This is a genomic window from Enterococcus sp. DIV1283b (assembly GCF_051710965.1).
Lineage (GTDB): Bacteria > Bacillota > Bacilli > Lactobacillales > Enterococcaceae > Enterococcus_B > Enterococcus_B lactis.
Window position 1 is genome coordinate 2,006,620 of record NZ_JBIOLR010000001.1, and the last position, 20,175, is coordinate 2,026,794.

The window sequence follows — 20,175 nt, forward strand, 5'->3', positions numbered from 1 at the left end:
TCACAAAGCAATTTTCTTTGCAATAAAAACAAGTGTACTAAAACTATCTACGAGGTCGTAGCAATTTTTTTCTTGTTTTCATTTTGTTTATCTTCCTTGATGATTTTGATTATATAGGAAATGATCGTCTTGCAAATTGCGTAAAAAGGAACACCTAAGAAGATACCAAGCAATCCGGCAATGTTTCCTGCTACTAGAAGGACGATAATGATCGTTAGTGGATGGATCTTCAGTGATTTCCCAATTACATTCGGATAAATGATGTTTCCATCTAACTGTTGGACGATTAGTACAACTAAACAACAAAGCAATGCTTTTATCGGATCGTTGAAGATCGTCACTAAAAATGCAGGTGCTAGCCCTAGATAAGGTCCTAAATATGGTATCAGGTTCGTCAACCCTGCAATGACCCCAAACAAGAAAGCATAATCTACACCGATGATCATATATCCTAAAAATGTAAAAGTGCCGACGAATAGACATTCAATTGCTTGTCCACTAATATAATTAGCTAATGTTTTATTCAGCTGTCCCAATAATTCCACAATTTGATTTCTTCTTTTCTCCGGGAAAAACTGTTGGATGTTTGGCACTAGTTTTTCACCATCTTTCAACATATAGAACAAGATGAAGGGTGCCGTAATAATCACTACGGTTGCCGAAGCAATCGTTCCAACGATCGAACCTAAACTGTTGGAAACGCCACTAAGGAATTGTTGAATGATCGTCCCGTAAGAAATATCTAATTGTTCAAAATATTTATTGATATCAACTTCCTTGAACACAGGCAATTCGGCTACCTCTTTTAACCAACTTTCGACCTGTTTGATAAAATCAGGCATATTGGATGCCAATGAGGAAATTTGCTGTACTAGACTTGGAATGACACTGAGTAAAATCCAAATAATTGCTGCAACTAAAAGGAGCAGCACAATTGCGACAGCCCATATTCTTTTGATTTTTGCTTTCATCAGCAGCTTGACGATAGGATTCAGCAAATAGTAAAGAAAGCCTGCAATCAGTACAGGTGCAAATAACGTGGAAAAAAATGTCCCGATCGGTTCAAAAATAAAATTTATTTCTGATGAAATCATGATCAGTGCAGCTATGATCAATAATTCAAGCGACCAAAACATTAGTTTAGACTGTCTAAGTTTTTCAAACAATAGATTTCCTCCTTTCTTTCTTCCTAGTATATATTATATTCGCTAAAAATTCTTTTATTCTTTTTTATTTTTGAAAACTTTCCATACTTTTTATTTATTTTATTTTCCAGTATACTATACGAAAGGAAGGTGGCTAGACCATGAAAGTTGTACAAACAAAAGATACAATGAGCAATATTTACTTAGATTCTGTAAGAATCAGACATCAAGTCTTTGTAGTCGAACAAGGTGTCCCTCTGGCTCGAGAAATAGATAAAGATGAAGCACATTGCATCCATTTCGTCTTGTACTCAGAAAAAAAAGAACCGCAAGGAACTGTACGTCTTTTGCCTTTAGAAAACGGAAAAATGAAATTACAGCGAATGGCGATTCTTTCTGAATACAGACACCAAGGCTTAGGTAAACTATTGATTGAAGAAGCAGAAACCTTTGCTAAGAATCAAGGCTATAATACGATTTTATTAGGAGCGCAGTCTACAGCGGAAGCTTTTTACGAAAAGCTTGGTTACATAGCTTACGGTGAGCCTTTTGAAGACGCTGGCATGCCTCACATTTATATGAAAAAGACTTTATAAAAAATTTTTCGAAAAAAAAAAACAAAAAAACAGCAAGCTTTTGAGAAAGATTTCTCACTGGCTTACTGTTCTTTTTTGCGTTTACTTACGCGACAATTGCTTGTAACGGTCATACCAAATATCAATATAGCCTTCTGAGAACGGGCCATCTCCATTATTGATCCAGTCAACCAGAATCTTCACATTTTCTTTTAGGATGAAGTCAATATCGTTCGGGTAATTCATCATTTTGCTGTGCATCTCGTACTCATCGACATCCAATAGTCGTTTCTCGCCGTCAGGAAACACCTTGATATCCAAGTCATAGTCGATATATTTCAAGGCCTCATCGTCCAGCAAAAAAGGTGAAGCTAGATTACAATAATAGGAAACCCCCTTTTCTCTGATCATTGCTATTACATTGAACCAGTATTTTTTATGAAAATACACAATCGCTGGTTCGCGCGTTACCCATCGGCGTCCGTCAGATTCAGTGACTAATGTGTGATCATTCACGCCGATCATAGAGTGTTCGCTTGTTTTCAATACCATGGTATCTCGCCACGTTCGATGCAATCTGCCGTCGTGCTTGTAACTTTGGATCGTCACAAACTCTCCTTCTTTTGGAACTCCCATAGCAACCCTTCCTTAAGCAGCATTTTGTGCTTTGTGTTTGGGTGTTCATTACACCGACATCATAATTATTATATCAATAAAAATGAGCTTTGCCTAGAAAGGATTCCTATTGTTTCGATTTTTCTCCAACTGTTCCACTAGTTTCATTTGTACCTTAGGAAAAACGACCGAATCAAATGCAGTAGGCTTCAACCACTTCGAAGTTTTGTTCTCGGTAAATTCCTGTTCTGCTTCCTCGGTTGCCCGTCCGTAAAAAAGGAGGACATGCCATTTCAGATGACTAAAGACATGAGTAACTTCTCCTAAATGACGTGTCTGCCAAATAAAAAGTTCCTGCTTTTCGAAGGGAAGCTCTTTTCCGTCTTCTGCTACTAGATCATCAAACAGATCGACTTCCTGTTTTGCTTCCCATCCTTTTTTCAATCGCTCGTACTCCTCTTGTGTCACTTCCATCATTGGAAATGTCCACATATTTGCTAGCAGTTTTTGGCTATCTCTTTCTTCAAAATAATACGCTCCAGAATGATTTTGAAGAGCCGCACTGATATAATAAACGTCTTTTGGCTTTGCTTTTTTTGTTTTTACAGGAAAGCTCGTTTGGATTCCTCGTTTGTTGGCTAAACAAAAGGCTTGGATCGGACAAGCTTCACACTTTGGAGAAGTTGGTGTACAGATAGCTGAGCCTAGATCCATCATTGCTTGGTTGAATTCACCTGGATAAGTTTCATCAATGATTTTCCGCATCGCTTCATCAAAGATTTTCCTGCTGGAAGCTTTGGCGATATCTGCTTCAATGCAAAACAATCTGCTGACTACTCGCATCACGTTACCGTCAACTGCAGGTTCTGGAAGTCCAAATGCTATACTTGCTATCGCTCCTGTCGTATAGGGGCCTATTCCTTTCAATGAGCTGATTTCTTCAGGCGTTTGCGGCATTTTTCCGTCAAATTCAGACATGATCTGTTTAGCAGCTGCTTGGATGTTTCGGGCTCTTGAGTAATAGCCAAGCCCCTCCCAAGCTTTTAAAAGCTTTTCTTCTGGAGCAGTTGCCAATTCTTCAATTGTAGGAAACCATTCCATGAAGCGATAAAAATAATCGATCACTGTATCTACTCTGGTCTGCTGGAGCATGATCTCAGAGATCCAGATACGATAAGGATCCCGGTTGTAGCGCCATGGCAGGTTTCTTTTTTCTTGTTCATACCATCGAATGAACTGATCTTGAAATTCTTTTGTTTCTTCGTCTGTCCATTTTTCCCATTCTTTATTCACTTTCCTCTTCCTTTTCCGTAATGAATCGCTGGATCATATCCAAATCAAATCCTTTTTGATATAAGCTTTGTTTTACTTTTAGGTTTCTTTTTTTAGGTTCAAATCTTGAATTTCTTCGCCATAGTTTATCCCCTTGTTTGACTAAATAATCATATTCTGTTTCCTGGTCTACTTCTTGCGGAAGATCAGCCATCGCTTGTTGGATCACTTCTTGAGAAAAACCTTTTGTCATCAGAGTTTGTTGGATTTTCCGCAATAATTCTTTTTGGCTTTTCCCATGATTTTTTCCAAATGTTTTTTCAGCCGTTTGACGTGCATTTTGAACTTGGTCTTCAACTGTATACTGGGCGAGCGCCTGTTCAATAATCTCTGGTTTTAATCCTTTTTGCTGCATTTGCTGTGACAATTTTTTTGGACCTTTGTCACTTAAGCGCATATTCGTGCGCACATAACTTTCCCCATAGACCAAATCATTGACAAGATCCAATTCTTTTAAGCGGGCTACGATTTTATTTCGATCTTCTTGAAGGATTTCCTTTTCTTTTAAGTATGTTCGGATTTCTTTTTCCGACCGTAATTGATAGCTTAAGTAATTCATTGCTAGCTGAAATCCGAAATCAGCTCCACTGCTCTTCTTGATCTCTTGGATAGTTTCTTCGTCTAATTCCCGTCCTTTTAACAAACGATAGCGTACTAATACATCTTCAGATACTTGTAAAGCTTTTCCTTCAGATAAATCTACGCGATAGAAAGGGCCTTTGCCTTTACTGATTCTCGTAACGGTTAACATAAACATCCTCCTCGAACATATATTCTCTATCATACCATAGAAAATCCCCGTAATCAGGTATTATATGTTAGAATAAACCACAGAAAAAAGAAAAAGGGAGATACTTATGGCAGAAACAATTGTCAAAAATGGACAAACGGTTCCTTTGAAAATCAAGCGTTTAGGCATAAATGGCGAAGGAATTGGTTATTTCAAACGATTGATTATATTTGTTCCGTATGCACTACCAAAAGAAGAAGTACTAGTCAAAATCACGAAAGCAACTCCTCGTTATGCAGAAGGAGAATTAATAAAAGTCAAAAAGCCAAGCAAAGATCGCGTAGTGGCGCCATGTCCTGTTTATTATGAATGCGGTGGCTGTCAATTACAACACTTAGCCTATCAAGCACAATTGGATTTTAAAAAGGATCTACTCTTGCAAGCATTGGAAAAATTCAAACCAGCAGGCTTTCGATCCTACCAGTTGTTACCGACGATTGGGATGGATGATCCATGGCATTATAGAAACAAAGCACAATTTCAATTACGAAAAAATAAACAAACGCAAAAGGCCGAAGCGGGTTTATATGAAGCAAACTCGCATCAGTTAGTTCCTATAACAGACTGTTTGGTACAAGAACCCCGAACACAAAAAGTGATGAATACTGTTGTTCAACTATTGAATAAATTTGATGCACCCATCTATGATGAACGGACAAACAGTGGTATTTTCCGCACGATCATGGTCAGAATCGGTGTCAAAACTGGAGAGCTGCAAGTCGTTTTTATTACTCGCAGTAAAAAATTCCCACAAAAAAACGCAATGATTCGTGAGATCAATGAACGCTTGCCCGAAGTTGTTTCGATCATGCAAAATGTCCAAGCACAAAAAACATCTCTCGTGATGGGGGATGAAACGATCCACGTATGGGGAAAAGAAGCCATTGAAGAACAAATCAATGAAGTGACTTTCGATCTTTCTCCTCGCGCCTTCTTTCAGTTGAATCCTCAGCAGACCGAACTGCTTTATGGTGAAGGAATCAAAGCATTAGATGCCCAGCCTGATGAAACAATCGTAGATGCTTATTGCGGTGTTGGTACGATTGGTTTAAGTGTAGCAAAAAAGGTCAAAGAAGTCCGAGGAATGGATACCGTTCCTCAAGCAATCGCTGATGCAAAAAGAAATGCGGAAAGATTAGGGTATCACAATACTCGATATGAAGTCGGTACAGCCGAACAAGTTCTACCTAAATGGTTGAATGAAGGTTTTCAGCCAGATGGTATCATCGTAGATCCGCCACGTACGGGTTTGGATAACGCATTGATTCAATCGTTACTGAAATTTCCGCCAAAAAAACTTGTTTATATCTCCTGTAACGTTTCTACACTTGCCAGAGATCTGGTCCATTTAAGTAAAAAGTTCAATGTTGAATATTTACAGTCTGTTGATATGTTTCCTCAGACTGCACGTTGTGAAGTCGTCGTGAAGATGACGAGACTTGCTGATTAAATGAGAGAAGGCGTGAGCCTGCCATTAGTTCCGAGTCATAAGGAACAATTTCAAAAAACAGCTTCTCATGTTTGATGACTATTGTCACTTGTGACCGAGGAGTTGGCAGGCGAACACTGCTTATTCAAAAAAAGGGTTGTGACACGTTTTTTGTCACAGCCCTTTTGATTATTATTGGATATTCACGTCAATCACTTGATAGAATGCATTTGTCGTATCACTGATATTCCATACTGCTAAAATCACATTGTATCCTTTGCGGTCTTGAGGAAGTGTAATTGTTTGGTTGACTGTTTTTGGTGGTACGGTTGCTTTGTCGTCTATTTTTGTGATCAATTCAAAATCGCTAAATTTCAAAGGTTGATCAGGGTTCCAATTTGGCTTGGTAATGTAGTAATCCCAAGTACTTGTCCGATGTTGTGCTGTTAAATTCCAAGTAATATTCAATGTTCCTGGATTGACCATATTTTTATGCCATCTGTTAGATGTTTGTTCGTCTAAAGGTTCAAATCCGCTGACTCCTGCACTGGCGATTTTTCCATCAATGAATGTATTTTTGGTAGCTTCGATACTTTGCGGTTCCCATTGTGCTCTTCCGACATTTTGGTTTAGATTCCCTGCTGCTGATGTTCCTAGGTATGCACGGCTTCCAGGAGAAGTAATATAACCGTGTGCGAAACCTGGAATGCTGAAACCGAACAACCCTAAACTAACTAACCCGATAAACAATAACGTACTAATCTTTTTCATGTAGAAACCTCCTTCATTTGATAAACATATTGTAAACGCTTTATTATATTAGCGCAAACATTATGCTTTTATAATTTTATATTAAAATAAAAAGAAACAGGAGCTAAATAAAACTCCTGTTTACATTTTTTATTTTATTTTTCATATATATCTATGAATCAAGAAATCTGTCTCCAAGGTCCCCATTCTCCAGATTCACTTGGATTATTGTTTTGAGTCCAGTACTTAGCTTCATAGATGATGCCTTCGTATACAACACGATCGCCAGCCGCATAAACTTTTTCAGGATCCCATACTGGATATTCACTTTCATTGTCCGCTAATGTTGTAAACGTCAATGTTGTTTTATCCGAAATATTACCAGAACGGTCTTCTGCTGTAAGTTCCACTGTATAAGTTGTATTCGCTTTTAAATCCTCAAAAGTATAATTGATATCTATTGTGCTTCTTTCAACTATTTCTTCGTTTCCAATCAATCGAAGGTTATACTTTCCAATAGAATCATTATCTGTCGCAGGTGACCAACTTAGCGCAGCACGCCTAGATGTCACCAATTCTGCTTTAAAATTCTCTGGAATAGTTGGTTTTTCTTTGTCCTCTGGAAGAGGTGTGTCATCTGTAAAACGTTGTGCCACATTTAAAAATTCATACCGGTTATTGACTTGTCCTTGTCCTCCATCGACCTTTGAATCTCGATTCATTGACCAGTAGGAAACCATCCCAATATTTCGTTCTTTTGCATGCTGAACGACTCGATTCAACATCGTTGCTGTAAAGTATGGATGAGCTTCACTTTCAAATCCGATTGATGGAGTGGTTCCTAATTTAGCATATGCTTGTTCTGTCGTCAAAGTCGTTCCCATAAATCTTTGATAATACTCTTTTAACTGCACCATTGTATTATCCACAGCATCAAGCGATCCTTGGGCATAATCTGGTACACTGCTTCCGTAGCACATCGTCATTAGATTGATATTTGCCAAATCTACGCCTGCCTCCAGATAAGCTTGTAACACTGCTAATCCGGTCGAAATCAGGCCAGTATCCATGACTGGCAAGGTCAACGCTACTTCTACACCAGTTGCTTCTTGAACTTTCTTTACCGCTTTTGCATTTGCCAAATTCGCTTCATATCCCATCGCAGCGGCTTCGACATCATAGTCTACACGTGTCAATCCATAGCCTTGAATAACTTCCATATAGGCATCATATAAAAGTTCTTGATTTTGAGTGACCTCCCAAAATGCTCCTGAATTCAGTCCGCCAAACGAAACAGCTACATCTCCGCCATTTTGACGTAATTCCCGGATAGATTTTTTGATTCCTTCATACTGCCATTCGTCATTATCAATCTCACTTAGACCATTAAAACCACCCCAAGCCCAATCAATTCGACCATTTCTAATACCTCTCGCCTGTAAAAAACCTAATTTAAAAAATTTCTGTCCTGTTTGTTGAGCAACAGCTGCTAAGTTCAATGCACCATTATTAGATAGTTCTTCATCAGAAGAATAAGCAGTTATATCCACATAAGGAGCAACTACTTGTTTTGGCCACTCAATTCCTTGTCCTACTCCAAAATCGGGATTAGTCGCTACTGCTTGTTCGATTGCAGATGATTCTTGTACTTGGATCAGCAATGCAGGAGAAAAAAGCATCGTGCTGAGTGCCGCCCCAGTAAGTATTTTACGTAAACCTCTTTTCATATTTATCAACCTTCCTATGTATAATTTTTTACTTCTAACAAGCTTTTATGTAATCGATTACAATGTAGATTGTAACAGAAAAACACAAGGAAATAACGAATTTTAAAAAAACATGAGAATTATTTAATACGATCTTTTTCAAATTCATGATTCATATAAACAAATTTTTAACTTTTTTAAATAACAATATTACTCCATTATTCTTACTTCACAAACTAAATAGAGGTATTGCTGTGATTCTTCATGTAAAATATTATTATAGAAAGGAGTTAATAGAATGAAGATGATAAAAGATATTCGTTTTTGGGTTTGTGTTATAGGAATTGTCATATTAGGCTTTTTATCAGGATTGCTTAGCGGAAATCCTGGAGAATATTACTATTCTTTACAACTTCCGCCATTTGCACCACCTAGTTGGATATTTGGACCAATGTGGACCTTGTTGTATATTTTGATGGGGATTTCTCTTTATTTGTTGCTTAATCACAACAACAAAAAACAGCGAAACAACCTTGTAGGTCTTTTTGTGATTCAGTTCATTTTTAATTTCATATGGACTGCTCTATTTTTTAATTTAAGAAATATCTTCGTTGCAGCAATCGATATTACACTTTTGGTTATTTTCTTGTCAGTGCTTATGTATCAATTATGGTTGCATCATCGCCTAGTCATGTGGCTCATGATTCCATATTATTTATGGGTTCTATTCGCAACTCTACTGAATTATTCGATTTATTTTTTAAACTAAGTGCTAATAAGTGAAAACTTGTTAAAAAGTATATTTAACACATAGAAAGAGTGCCACCTAAGTTAGATTGTTTTGTCTAATTTAGGTGGCACTCTTTATTAACCAAACTATTTTTTTCTAGTACCCACTTGTTGTTCCATACTCATTATTCTGGTCATAACCATAACCATTTTGTTCCTGTCCAGCATAAGGATCATAACTTTGAGTATCTTGACTTGGTGTATAGTACTGACTTGTATCTTCTGTTTGCTGATAATAGGTATTCGGATCTTGGTACTGATCATAGGTGTTTTCTGAATAGGAAGAATAATCAGTGTATCCTTCACTATTCGATCCATCACCGGTTGTCGAATCGGCATCTTCCGAATCATCAAAGAACATCATTGAAGCATTCTCATTTTTCAAATTAGGTAATGTGTCGCTTGTTTTGATATTTAATTGTTTCTTCAGTTCATTTTGAATCGAAAGAAGATCGTTTTGTCCTAAAATCTGATAGTAGACTTCATTGATCATTTGACCTTCACCTTGCAACTGGTCTTGTTTGATCGTTTCGAATGCTGCCGTGTAATTTGTTGCTACATCAAGCATGTCATCCCAATCCAAATCCGTTGTCACATTGTTTTCGACTGCTTTTAAAATTTTTCTATAATTGCTTACGCCATCTAAACTTAAAACTTTATTGACGATTTTCGTCACTACTTCCCGCTGACGACGTTGCCGCCCGATATCTCCTTCTGGATCTTCGTGCCGCATTCGGGAATAGGCTAATCCTTTTTCTCCATCCAATGTTTGTTCACCTACTGGTACATGGACACCATCCAACGTAAAGTCGATTTTATTATTCACTTTGATGCCGCCGACCGCATTGATCAAATCTTCCATACCGTCCAAATTGATGGTTACATAATGATCAATAGGAATATCAAGCAGTTGTTCAATTGAATCCATGGCCATTTCGACGCCACCAAATGCATAGGCATGATTTAATTTATCTACCGTTCCATACCCTACGATATTCGTATAAATATCTCGGTCCAAACTGATAATCGTTGATTTTTTTTGTTTCGGATTAACTGTTACTACCATCATCGTATCAGAACGCCCTTGTTCTGTTCTTCCTAATCCACCGGTATCTAAACCTAATAGCAAAACCGAAAACGGTTCTTTGTCATCAATACTTACTTTCTCAGAACGTTTGGAAGATATTCGATTAGAGTTTTTAGATATTTTGTTTACTGTTTGGCTCGCTTCTCCCATAAATCTGATACCGTATGCTGATAATCCGGCTATCAGCAAAACGAGTATACCTAATAAGGTTAATAGAACTTTTTGCCATCGCTTCATAGTACACCTCTGTCTCACATTTTCTAAAATATTGTCTCATACAACTGTTCAATCAGCAAATTCACTTTTTAATCATAAGAAAACTTTAAAAAATAATTCTTGTATAATAACCGTTCTTTTAAAAATTTTCTCAAAATTCTTAACTATCATACCACACCACGAAAAAGTTCGAAAGCCCGAATATACGCAGTTTACAACCGTTTTATCTTTTTTTATGCATTTTTTGCTAGAAAAATTGAACAACCAAGTATTTCACAAAAATAGGAGTGTGACATCGACCTGCCACACTCCTTTCCCGTAATTTTAACGATTCCTCTCCACTCTGTTCAGACTAACATGGCGTTTCCCTAATACCTTCTATAAAGTCTGACTTTTCATATTATGCTTGTTTCCGATCTGACGCACATATTTGCCGATTTCATGAAAATCACTTCCAGTAACTGATCCTTTTGCTAAAACTAAACTGTCTTCTATTAGTTTTGTTTCCAGATCAGTGCATAATTCCTGAAGTGAATCGAACCATTGAAGCCGATCGTCTGTTTTCTGTCCTTCTTCAAAAAGCAATTTAAAATGTTCCCCATAACCATAAATATGCGTGGCAGCCGATTGGTTTAACTCCTCTTGTACAAAGCGGTGGATCTGTTTTGTTGAATCGCCTAAATCAGCGATTTGTCCAAGTATCAAGACTTTATTTCCTTTATAAAATGGTTGTATCCCATCAAAGTAATTGATTGCATTTTTCATGGAAGGCAATGAAGCGTTATGCGTATCATCAATAAAGGTGAAGTCTGTCCCTGTTTCTGATGTATAAATCGTACGTTCCAATATCTTAGGTAGTGGTTTGAATGTCTCAAATTTTTTTATATATGGAGAAATATCTTTTTTCAGTTCTTTTGCTACAATCAACGCAGCCAATGAATTAGCGATCATCCCTTCTGAAGAAACTGCAAGTTTCAATAAAATATCATCTCCGAAAAAAGAAACTAGGACTTCGCAATATTCTCTTTTTTGTGAGATTTGTTTCACAAAAACATCTCTTGAAGCATCATGTAATGAATAGACCACTATTTTGCTGGTTCTTTTCTCAGCAGCGCTTACTAAAATTGAAAATTCTTCTTTTCCTATATCTCCATTGATGATGGCGATTCCATCTTGTTTCAGGCCTTCGAAAATTTTTGCTTTATGCACTGCTACTCCTTTTGTATCTTTTAAAGAACTAAGATGTGCTTCTCCAATTGAAGTCACAATAGCAATATCTGGTTGTATCAAATTAGACATCGACCCTGTATCATATGAATTCAAAGCATTGACAGAAACTTCAAGATTCAAGACATCAGGATTAGAAAGTAATTTACTCATGTATAAAGGAACAGCAAACCGAACGTTGTGGTTTCCCCTGTTTTCCAAAACTTTATCTTCTTGAAGCAAATGAGTGATCATCATTCGCGTAGAAGTCTTCCCTGCTGACCCGGTAATCGCAACAACCGGATTTACAAAACAGGACCGCAATTTCGCGGATAATTCCAATAAAAATTTCCAACTATCTTCTACGATGAACTGTGGTGTCGTCACTGACGGATCCATGATTGGTTTTTCAGTGACGATCACACCAAACCAATTTTCTTTTCCGATGATTTGTTCATTTCCATCTCGCCATCTCACGACCTTTCGATTGACGTAACTCCTTCTTTCTGGCGAAACACAAACAAACATCGTATCAGAATAATCCACGTTTCGTTTTAAGTGGCCTGAGAAATATTCAACATCTTGGATATTTCTATCTAAATCTCCATATTTCTTTAAATAATGGCCATCCATATCAACTAATAATGAATGTATAGAAGTCATAACTCTCCTCCTGTTTTTCTTGTTTTTTCTATATGGCTTACCACCTGCCTCTTCTTGGCCTTGCTTGGTTTACATATCTGGAGGCATTCGTTTCGATCCTTTTCGGAGAATCATCTTGATCCACTTCCCAAGGATACAACCCTTCTTCATTTTTCTTATATTGACTTAAATCTGATTCTTTCAGATTATTTTTTTGATCATTTTTCCGACGTATTTTAAGACCTAAATAGAAAACACCAAATGCAGCTAATGCAGCAAAGCGAATGAATCCAACCATTCTTCTCACTCCTTCTTTTGATCATACATTCGATAGTTAATCAATCCTGATAAAAAGTGCTCTGCATCATCGATCCTCATACGAAAACGATCATGACGTGCAAAAAAGCCATATTTTATTGTTTCTGGTTCTTTGAAGAATTGAGCAAATTCAGGGAACATGACCCCTGTAGTGATTTCATGTCTCACCCTTTTTTTCATTACTGTATTTATTCTTTCTTTTACCTTATAGAAGTCAGTTTCTTCAGCAAAGATCGTTTTTCTCCACGTGCTGAACTCCAATTTTCTCATCATTTTTGAAGCAGCGACAAGCAATTCCAGCATCGTAGGATAAGCAGTATCTCTTTTATCAATAAAGTCGATATTATCTAACGCATTTTTTATACCGAAGCGATAATATTCTTCTGTCTGGCTATGTTTCAGCATTTCATTGGTCGCATAACTTAACCAATGATCATGATATTTTTGATAGTCGTTCGCTACGAACTGGTCCATCAAACCTTGACATATAGCAAAAACTTCTTTATTGCCTAAAATCTCATATGCTCGAAGCAAAGAGAATAAAATTTCACCATCATAATAAATGATCCGAAATTTTTCTTTCGTTTCTAGTTGTGCATTAAGTACATGAATCGTTCGATGCTCATTTGTTAAAAATTTAGCGGAAACAGTTTCTATCAGACGATTTAGGATTGGAACGTATTGTTCATCACCTGTTTGTTCGATGTATTTTGAAAAAGCTAAGATTGCTGTAGCCTGTGCTCCTAGCTTATATTCAATCTCTGTGTTTAAATAATCCTTGATTAAAAAATAACCGTCAGTCTCCGAAGTCAGATTTTCAATCCCCCAATCTAAACCCTTTTCAACCTCTGAGAGCATTTTTTCATCTGAAAAGTATTCTGCTGCTTCGGCTAGCGCATATAAAGACGAAAAGTGTCTCACGGAATTGTAACCTTTAAGCAGTTGATTATAACAAGGATAATATCCGTAAATAAATTTTCCTGTAGCAGTTAGCTGGTTTTGTAGATATATACTTCCTTTTTCGATCACTAGATCTGTTATTTCTGATAAATTTTCATATGAAACTTCCCGTAAGCAATTTCCATTACCGTAATCTTGCAAAGGATAAATATGACCGTCTTCAAAATAAAAAGATTTTGTTTTAAAGTAATAGAACGCAGAACGCTCCAAGTAACTGAGATCTGTCTCTTCACGACCATACTTGCGTTTCACATAACTGCGGTAATTTTGAGCGTCGATTCTTAAATCAGGAAGATTCTTCCCAACTTTATGTGTTTTACTAGGTTTGATGATCGCATTTGCTACCAGTTCTTCTTTTAAGAAACTTCTTTTTCTTAGCCCATCAATTCTTACATTGAAATCAATGTAATTATTTCTTCTGATTTTTTTTAAGTGCTGTATAAACTGCTCATAGTTGGTTTTTTCTTCTTCAATAGCAATGTCGATTCTTAAATAAGTCGCCTGATCCAGCTTATTGACATGGTAAGCTGTCAAAAAATTCCGCCAAATCATATCAAAATTACTGCCGTAGAATTCAAAGATCTTTCCTCTATTCGTAAAATCTCCTGTAGAGACGATCATCAATTGTTTTGATACATTTGTTTCAATTGGTTCTATCATTTCTTTGATTGCTGGCAAATAGCTTTCTTTTGTCTTAACTAGCACTCAATCACCTCATATTAAAAAGAAGTTGCGGCAAACAAAATCTGAACATCCGTTTTTATCAAAAAATCATAGATACGGAACTGCTTGCCGCAACGGCTTCTTTCTTAATTATTCATTGTTATCTGTTTTTTTATTTTTTTTGATTTTCCAAATTCCTAAACCAGATAGTGTAGACAGAGCTGCTCCTAACCAAGAAAGTGAACTATGAAGTGTCTCAGCAGTTTTTGGCAAGGATTTCGGTGTAGAACCACCTGTAGTACTTGGTTTTGGTGTATTTGAATGACCATGTCTTATTGGCATCTGCCCTGGATCTTGATCATGAGAATGCATGTCTCCCATTGGATGATTATCATCGGCATCGGCATCTGCGTCTGCGTCGGCATCAGCGTCAGCATCAGCATCAGCATCCGCGTCAGCATCGGCGTCAGCGTCAGCATCGGCGTCGGCATCGGCATCGGCATCGGCATCGGCGTCGGCATCAGCGTCAGCATCTGCGTCAGCATCTGCATCGGCGTCGGCATCAGCATCGGCATCCGCATCCGCGTCGGCATCAGCATCAGCATCAGCGTCGGCATCAGCGTCGGCGTCGGCATCCGCGTCGGCATCAGCATCCGCGTCGGCATCAGCATCCGCGTCGGCGTCGGCATCAGCGTCAGCATCCGCGTCGGCATCGGCATCGGCGTCCGCATCTGCATCGGCATCGGCATCAGCGTCAGCATCGGCGTCGGCATCAGCGTCAGCGTCGGCATCGGCATCGGCATCCGCATCAGCGTCCGCGTCCGCATCTGCATCGGCGTCGGCGTCAGCGTCGGCATCGGCGTCCGCATCTGCATCGGCATCCGCATCTGCATCCGCATCCGCATCTGCATCTGCATCCGCATCGGCGTCAGCATCCGCGTCAGCGTCGGCATCCGCATCGGCGTCGGCGTCCGCATCGGCATCGGCATCTGCATCGGCGTCGGCATCTGCATCTGCATCAGCGTCAGCATCCGCATCCGCATCCGCGTCAGCATCGGCGTCAGCGTCAGCATCGGCGTCGGCGTCAGCATCAGCATCTGCATCGGCGTCAGCATCCGCATCTGCATCAGCATCTGCGTCGGCATCCGCGTCAGCATCCGCGTCGGCATCCGCGTCAGCATCAGCATCAGCATCCGCGTCGGCATCAGCGTCGGCATCCGCATCCGCGTCGGCATCTGCGTCAGCATCCGCATCCGCGTCGGCATCCGCATCGGCGTCAGCATCGGCATCAGCATCAGCATCAGCATCTGCGTCCGCATCGGCATCTGCATCGGCATCTGCATCAGCGTCCGCATCGGCGTCGGCATCCGCATCGGCATCGGCGTCGGCATCCGCATCTGCGTCGGCATCCGCGTCAGCATCTGCGTCGGCATCAGCATCTGCGTCGGCATCCGCGTCAGCATCAGCATCGGCGTCAGCATCGGCATCGGCGTCAGCGTCAGCGTCGGCGTCGGCATCCGCATCAGCATCAGCATCCGCGTCAGCATCGGCATCCGCGTCAGCATCAGCGTCGGCATCCGCATCGGCGTCGGCGTCGGCATCGGCATCTGCGTCAGCGTCAGCATCCCCTTCATCATCATCTGGAATAATTGCTGCTGTTGGCGCACTTGCTACACCATTTTCATCATAAGCAATCAATTGGATCTGTTCTAAAGGCACAACGTCTTCTGCCGAGACTGGAATAGCAAAATTGCCATTTTCATCTGCTTGTCCCTCTGCAATCATATTTCCTTCGTCATCATAAATACGAACTGTGGCATTTGGATCTGCCATCCCAGTCACCTCATAACCATCAGTAGAATTACCTGTAACTTCTACGTTATAAGGAGCAGTGACTTCTTCAGCTGCATAAAACACTGGAGAATAGCCATCAACATTCGAAGCAATAGAGATCGATAGAATGTCTGATTTAAGAATGGTACCGATAAATCCTGCTTCATAAGGAACAGTCATGTCGACACCTGCATTTGTTAAGTCTGCATAAGTAGGATCTTGGATCGTTGTCGGTATAGTAACAGTCGTTTCACCCAAAATACTTGCATCAGCAAGATTACCAAGGAAAGAAGAACCGACATTCACCAATGCCAAAGCGGTATTAAACGTAAGATTGAACGCTGGTTTGACTGTAACTGCTAAAGCAGTATTGATTGTTCCGGCCGCTACATCTCCAAGCAGCCCTCCGGTTGAAGTTGCCTCGATTGCTTGAACTGCATTATTGATTCCGTTCAATATATTACTTAAATTTTCTCGTATCACGGTTTCCAATGCACCGTCTAGCTCTCCGTAGATGTATTCATCCCCTTGCATTTGAAGCTGCAATTCTACTTCAGCAGAAGTCAGTGTACTTAGATTATTCAATAAAGCAAGTTGTTCATAAACTTCCGAAAGATTCACTGTAGCTAAAGGATTCAAATTAATCAAACCTTCTACTGCTCCTACCAAAGTAGTCACCGCTCCATCTACAATATTTAATAGAGGTGCTAAACTATTTCCTGGAAGCAAGATATCTGTGTAGAAAGTACCAGTTCCATTCGGAGTGACCAATCCTTGCATTTCTTCTGGAATAGCTAAGACAGCACGACGCGTTCCATTAATCACGCTAACATCAAGACCACTATTCGCTGATATAACAAAATCAACATCCCGACTCGCCCCCTGAAGAGGAAATGGGGCAGCAGCTGTAGTCTCACTGGTATTTTCCGTACTTAGATTGTTAAACAGTTGCCCACTGATTACATCTGCATGTACTTGTTGGGAACCAATAGTAAATAATGGCGTAGCCATTGAGATTGGTGTGATCCCTAACATCACACCAGCTGCAATGGATGTACCGGCAAGCAAGATTTTTTTCGATCTACTTTTTGCCCGTGCCTTCTGGTTCATACTTTTTTTATAATCCTTTTTCATTTTGTCCTCCTGTCACCCTTCTATCGTTCATCCCCAAATTTTTGATCGTTATAAAAAAGAAAAGATTACAACACCCCTTAGCTATCATTTTTTAATCAAAAAGATATCTTTTTGTGCAGATTTTGTTTTCAACTTAAGTCAGAGGAAGTTTAACAACATCTCAATGATAAATCTATTATTAAGTTTTAATCTTTTTTTAAATAACCATCCAGTTTTCACGAAAATAAAGTACAAAATAATCGATTTTCTATTTTTAGTATAAAATTATGCTTTTTTTATGAGATGAATTATAATGAAATTAAGCAAAAAAGAATAAAAAATATTTTTATCTTTTTTTGAAGTAAATTTATTCAAAAATAAATAAAATAACGCGAAAATTAATCTTTTGTTTATCAAACTAAAGGTATAGCTTTTCATATAACAAATTTTTTTTATTATAAATTGTTTTTTCTGCATACATTTTTTGATAAAAATAACATTATTTTTTAATATCAAGATAACTTAAATACTAATTATTGATTGGAGGAACTAAAATTCATGGATTTTTATTCATTATTGGAAAAGACCACACGTTTACAGATTACTATTCTTGATACCATCTATCATTCCAATAAAATTTGGTCTATCGAACAATTAGCTGAATTCACTGCTTGTGACAAACGTTCTGTACAAAATTATTGTGAACAAGTACGCACCCTCTCCATTAGCGATCAGTTCAGAAAGGAAGGGCGTAATTATTTATTTTTAGGTACCAATTCGGATTTTCAAGAATTGATTCTGTCCATTTTGAAGCGCTCGCCTATTTTTCATCTATTGAAAAATTTATGCCTTGACTCGAAAGTAACGATTGCGGAATTCTCTGAGGATAATAACATCAGTGAATCCATCCTTCGACGGCACATTACTCGCATCAATCAGATACTAAAAAAATATCAACTGCAGATCAAAACAAAAAAAGGCGAGATGTATTTCAAAGGAAGTGAGATACAAATTCGTTATTTGATTTATTTGATACTATGGCCATCCTATCGCAGTGTTGAATGGCCTTTTGCTTCAATAGAGTTCCATCAATTATTTTCAGAAGTAGAGGATTCTTTTGCTATCGTTCATCAAAAACCAAATAAGATAAAAATGATCGAATGGTCCTTTATACTAGCTGTTACTTATCTTCGTTCTCAACAAGGACACGTTATCCCCACAAAAGAATTGCCTGATTTTTCACTTGACCTTTGGAATGGCTTTGAAAAAATGGCTGAAGACTTAACAACGAATTATAAACGTATGCGTTTCAATCTGACAGATAGCATGTTCTTGTTTCTTTGGATGCAATCTCGGGCTGCTTTTTATTTGAAAGAGGACTATCTGCAAACTGCTTTACGTATCCATACAAAAATTGCGACCCCTGTAAAACAACTGCAGACTAGTTTTTATTCTTATATTTACTCCAATCGATTCAAGTCTGCCCAAATCCATTCAAAAAAGTCGCTGTTGAACAGTACACTGCTCGCAAATGGGATGCATGGATTGCTATTTCCTCAATTTTCGATCGTCAAACATGAAATTACCTCTTTTATCGAGATGAGTTATCCGGCATTCCACCGAGAAATCAATCGATTAACGGAACAATTAAAAAACGAATCTGAGGAACTGGATTGGTTGCATTCTTGGAATTTAGCAGAAGCGTTCATGTTGATCATTTCTCCTACTTACTTTAATAAAGAAATCAAAATCAAATTTGAGAGTGACCTTCCGATTGGTTTGGAGTTAGCATATATGGAAATTCTTCAAGAACAGCTGAGTATGTATTTAAATGTTGTGTTTACTAATGACCTTTTATTCAAGCCGGAATTGATCATCCGAACAACTGATACTTCTTTAAAAACCGTTACTTATGAAGAAGATGTACCTTGCTTGACAATTAGTTATGAAATGTCTAGTGAACAAATCTATTTACTTAGTCAAGAAATCAAAAAACTACTTGAATAGACAAAAAGACACGACTCCCTAAGAAGTCGTGTCTTTATCCAACAAATTATTATAATTTAGTCACTTCAGCAGCTTGAGGACCGCGCGCACCTTCAACAATCGTAAATTCTACTTCTTGGCCTTCTTCTAGGCTCTTGAAGCCGTCTCCTTGAATTGCTGAGAAATGAACAAATACGTCATCTCCGCCATCTACTGTAATAAACCCAAATCCTTTTTCATTGTTGAACCATTTAACTGTTCCGTGTTCCATAAATGTATAGCCTCCAAAAAAGTTCTTGCAAGTAACCTTGCAAGAACATTATACCCAATTTAGAAAACGCTCGCAAGCTTTCGCTCGTTTATTTTCCAAATTATTTTTAAGACTGATATGATGGAGAAAATAGTTATTTTGCTGCTTCGAAACGTTTGTTTACTTCGTCCCAATTAATAACATTCCAGAATGCTGCAATGTAGTCTGGACGTACATTTTTATATTTCAAATAGTAAGCATGTTCCCAAACATCTAAACCTAGAATTGGTGTCTTACCTTCCATCAATGGAGAATCTTGATTTGCAGTAGAGGTAATAGCTAATTTCCCATTTTCCAGTACAAGCCAAGCCCAACCAGAACCAAAACGTCCAGCTGCTGCTTTTTTGAATTCTTCTTTAAAAGAAGAAAAATCGCCAAAAGCTTCATTAATTGCTTCTTTTATTGCCCCAGTAGGTTCGCCACCCGCATTCGGTGCCATGATTTCCCAGAAAAATGAGTGGTTAGCATGTCCACCACCATTGTTGCGTACAGCTGTTTTGATATCTGTTGGAACAGCATCCATATCAGATAATAATTCTTCTACTGTTTTTTCGCCTAATTCTGGATATTTTTCGATTGCTGCATTTAAATTCGTTACGTAAGTATTGTGATGCTTGTCATGATGCAGGTGCATCGTTTCTTCATCAATGTAAGGTTCCAATGCGTCATATGCATAAGGTAAATCTGGTAATGTGTAAGTCATAAAAAAA

At 38.5% G+C, this 20,175-nt stretch carries 17 protein-coding genes; 4 read left to right on the top strand and 13 right to left on the bottom strand.

The annotated features are described in order from the left end of the window. Window positions 1–47: 47 nt before the first annotated feature. The gene (locus tag IGJ53_RS09885) at window positions 48–1,166 is read right to left on the bottom strand and encodes an AI-2E family transporter (RefSeq protein ID WP_010733425.1); all 1,119 of its coding nucleotides are present in this window, start codon (window positions 1,164–1,166) and stop codon (window positions 48–50) included. 140 nt (window positions 1,167–1,306) lie between these two features. Here IGJ53_RS09885 and IGJ53_RS09890 point away from each other — a divergent pair, with 140 nt between their 5' ends. Beyond that, window positions 1,307–1,741, top strand: a complete 435-nt coding sequence (locus tag IGJ53_RS09890; RefSeq protein WP_010733424.1) for a GNAT family N-acetyltransferase — start codon at window positions 1,307–1,309, stop codon at window positions 1,739–1,741. Window positions 1,742–1,822: 81 nt separating this feature from the next. Here the strand turns inward: IGJ53_RS09890 and ntdP are convergent, their stop codons facing one another. The 3 genes from ntdP to recX all read right to left on the bottom strand — a co-directional run bounded on the left by ntdP (window position 1,823) and on the right by recX (window position 4,418). Continuing rightward, a complete protein-coding gene (gene ntdP, locus IGJ53_RS09895) occupies window positions 1,823–2,356 on the bottom strand; it encodes a nucleoside tri-diphosphate phosphatase (protein ID WP_002310342.1) in 534 nt (177 codons plus the stop codon). Window positions 2,357–2,449: 93 nt separating this feature from the next. Next, on the bottom strand, window positions 2,450–3,628 hold the full coding sequence (mutY, locus tag IGJ53_RS09900) for an A/G-specific adenine glycosylase (RefSeq protein WP_010733423.1): 1,179 nt from the start codon (window positions 3,626–3,628) through the stop codon (window positions 2,450–2,452). Then, the gene (recX, locus tag IGJ53_RS09905) at window positions 3,621–4,418 is read right to left on the bottom strand and encodes a recombination regulator RecX (RefSeq protein WP_010733422.1); all 798 of its coding nucleotides are present in this window, start codon (window positions 4,416–4,418) and stop codon (window positions 3,621–3,623) included. Before recX ends, mutY begins: the two co-directional genes overlap by 8 nt. Before the next feature lie 106 nt (window positions 4,419–4,524). On the opposite strand from recX, the gene rlmD reads away from it, so the two are divergent. Next, window positions 4,525–5,907 (top strand): 23S rRNA (uracil(1939)-C(5))-methyltransferase RlmD, encoded by a 1,383-nt coding sequence (gene rlmD, locus IGJ53_RS09910; RefSeq protein ID WP_002343015.1) that lies wholly within the window; start codon window positions 4,525–4,527, stop codon window positions 5,905–5,907. Between the two features lie 171 nt (window positions 5,908–6,078). Here rlmD and IGJ53_RS09915 read toward each other — a convergent pair whose 3' ends face one another. Continuing rightward, entirely contained in the window at window positions 6,079–6,657 is a 579-nt protein-coding gene (locus IGJ53_RS09915; RefSeq protein ID WP_002315302.1) for a lytic polysaccharide monooxygenase auxiliary activity family 9 protein, read from the bottom strand. Window positions 6,658–6,815: 158 nt separating this feature from the next. Continuing rightward, window positions 6,816–8,363, bottom strand: a complete 1,548-nt coding sequence (locus tag IGJ53_RS09920; RefSeq protein WP_010733421.1) for a carbohydrate-binding protein — start codon at window positions 8,361–8,363, stop codon at window positions 6,816–6,818. Between the two features lie 277 nt (window positions 8,364–8,640). On the opposite strand from IGJ53_RS09920, the gene IGJ53_RS09925 reads away from it, so the two are divergent. Beyond that, a complete protein-coding gene (locus IGJ53_RS09925) occupies window positions 8,641–9,111 on the top strand; it encodes a TspO/MBR family protein (RefSeq protein ID WP_002310332.1) in 471 nt (156 codons plus the stop codon). A gap of 117 nt (window positions 9,112–9,228) precedes the next feature. Here IGJ53_RS09925 and IGJ53_RS09930 read toward each other — a convergent pair whose 3' ends face one another. From IGJ53_RS09930 to IGJ53_RS09950, 5 genes are all read right to left on the bottom strand, one after another. Beyond that, on the bottom strand, window positions 9,229–10,455 hold the full coding sequence (locus tag IGJ53_RS09930; RefSeq protein ID WP_010733420.1) for an LCP family glycopolymer transferase: 1,227 nt from the start codon (window positions 10,453–10,455) through the stop codon (window positions 9,229–9,231). A 357-nt stretch (window positions 10,456–10,812) separates the two neighbouring features. Continuing rightward, window positions 10,813–12,303 carry a Mur ligase family protein gene (locus tag IGJ53_RS09935; protein ID WP_010733419.1) on the bottom strand — a complete coding sequence of 497 codons (1,491 nt, stop codon included), beginning with the start codon at window positions 12,301–12,303 and terminating at the stop codon, window positions 10,813–10,815. 37 nt (window positions 12,304–12,340) lie between these two features. Further along, window positions 12,341–12,580 (bottom strand): hypothetical protein, encoded by a 240-nt coding sequence (locus IGJ53_RS09940; protein WP_010733418.1) that lies wholly within the window; start codon window positions 12,578–12,580, stop codon window positions 12,341–12,343. Between the two features lie 5 nt (window positions 12,581–12,585). Further along, window positions 12,586–14,265, bottom strand: coding sequence for a hypothetical protein (locus IGJ53_RS09945; protein ID WP_010733417.1), 1,680 nt, complete (start codon window positions 14,263–14,265; stop codon window positions 12,586–12,588). A gap of 108 nt (window positions 14,266–14,373) precedes the next feature. Continuing rightward, complete coding sequence (locus tag IGJ53_RS09950; RefSeq protein ID WP_259741525.1) at window positions 14,374–17,190, bottom strand: adhesive domain-containing protein; 2,817 nt, start codon at window positions 17,188–17,190, stop codon at window positions 14,374–14,376. 537 nt (window positions 17,191–17,727) lie between these two features. Between IGJ53_RS09950 and IGJ53_RS09955 the strand changes: the two genes are divergently transcribed. After that, window positions 17,728–19,176 (top strand): helix-turn-helix domain-containing protein, encoded by a 1,449-nt coding sequence (locus IGJ53_RS09955; RefSeq protein WP_010733415.1) that lies wholly within the window; start codon window positions 17,728–17,730, stop codon window positions 19,174–19,176. Between the two features lie 49 nt (window positions 19,177–19,225). On the opposite strand, the gene IGJ53_RS09960 is transcribed toward IGJ53_RS09955, so the two are convergent. Beyond that, window positions 19,226–19,426, bottom strand: a complete 201-nt coding sequence (locus IGJ53_RS09960; protein WP_002292860.1) for a cold-shock protein — start codon at window positions 19,424–19,426, stop codon at window positions 19,226–19,228. A 133-nt stretch (window positions 19,427–19,559) separates the two neighbouring features. Next, window positions 19,560–20,168 carry a superoxide dismutase gene (locus IGJ53_RS09965; protein WP_010733414.1) on the bottom strand — a complete coding sequence of 203 codons (609 nt, stop codon included), beginning with the start codon at window positions 20,166–20,168 and terminating at the stop codon, window positions 19,560–19,562. Window positions 20,169–20,175 lie beyond the last annotated feature (7 nt).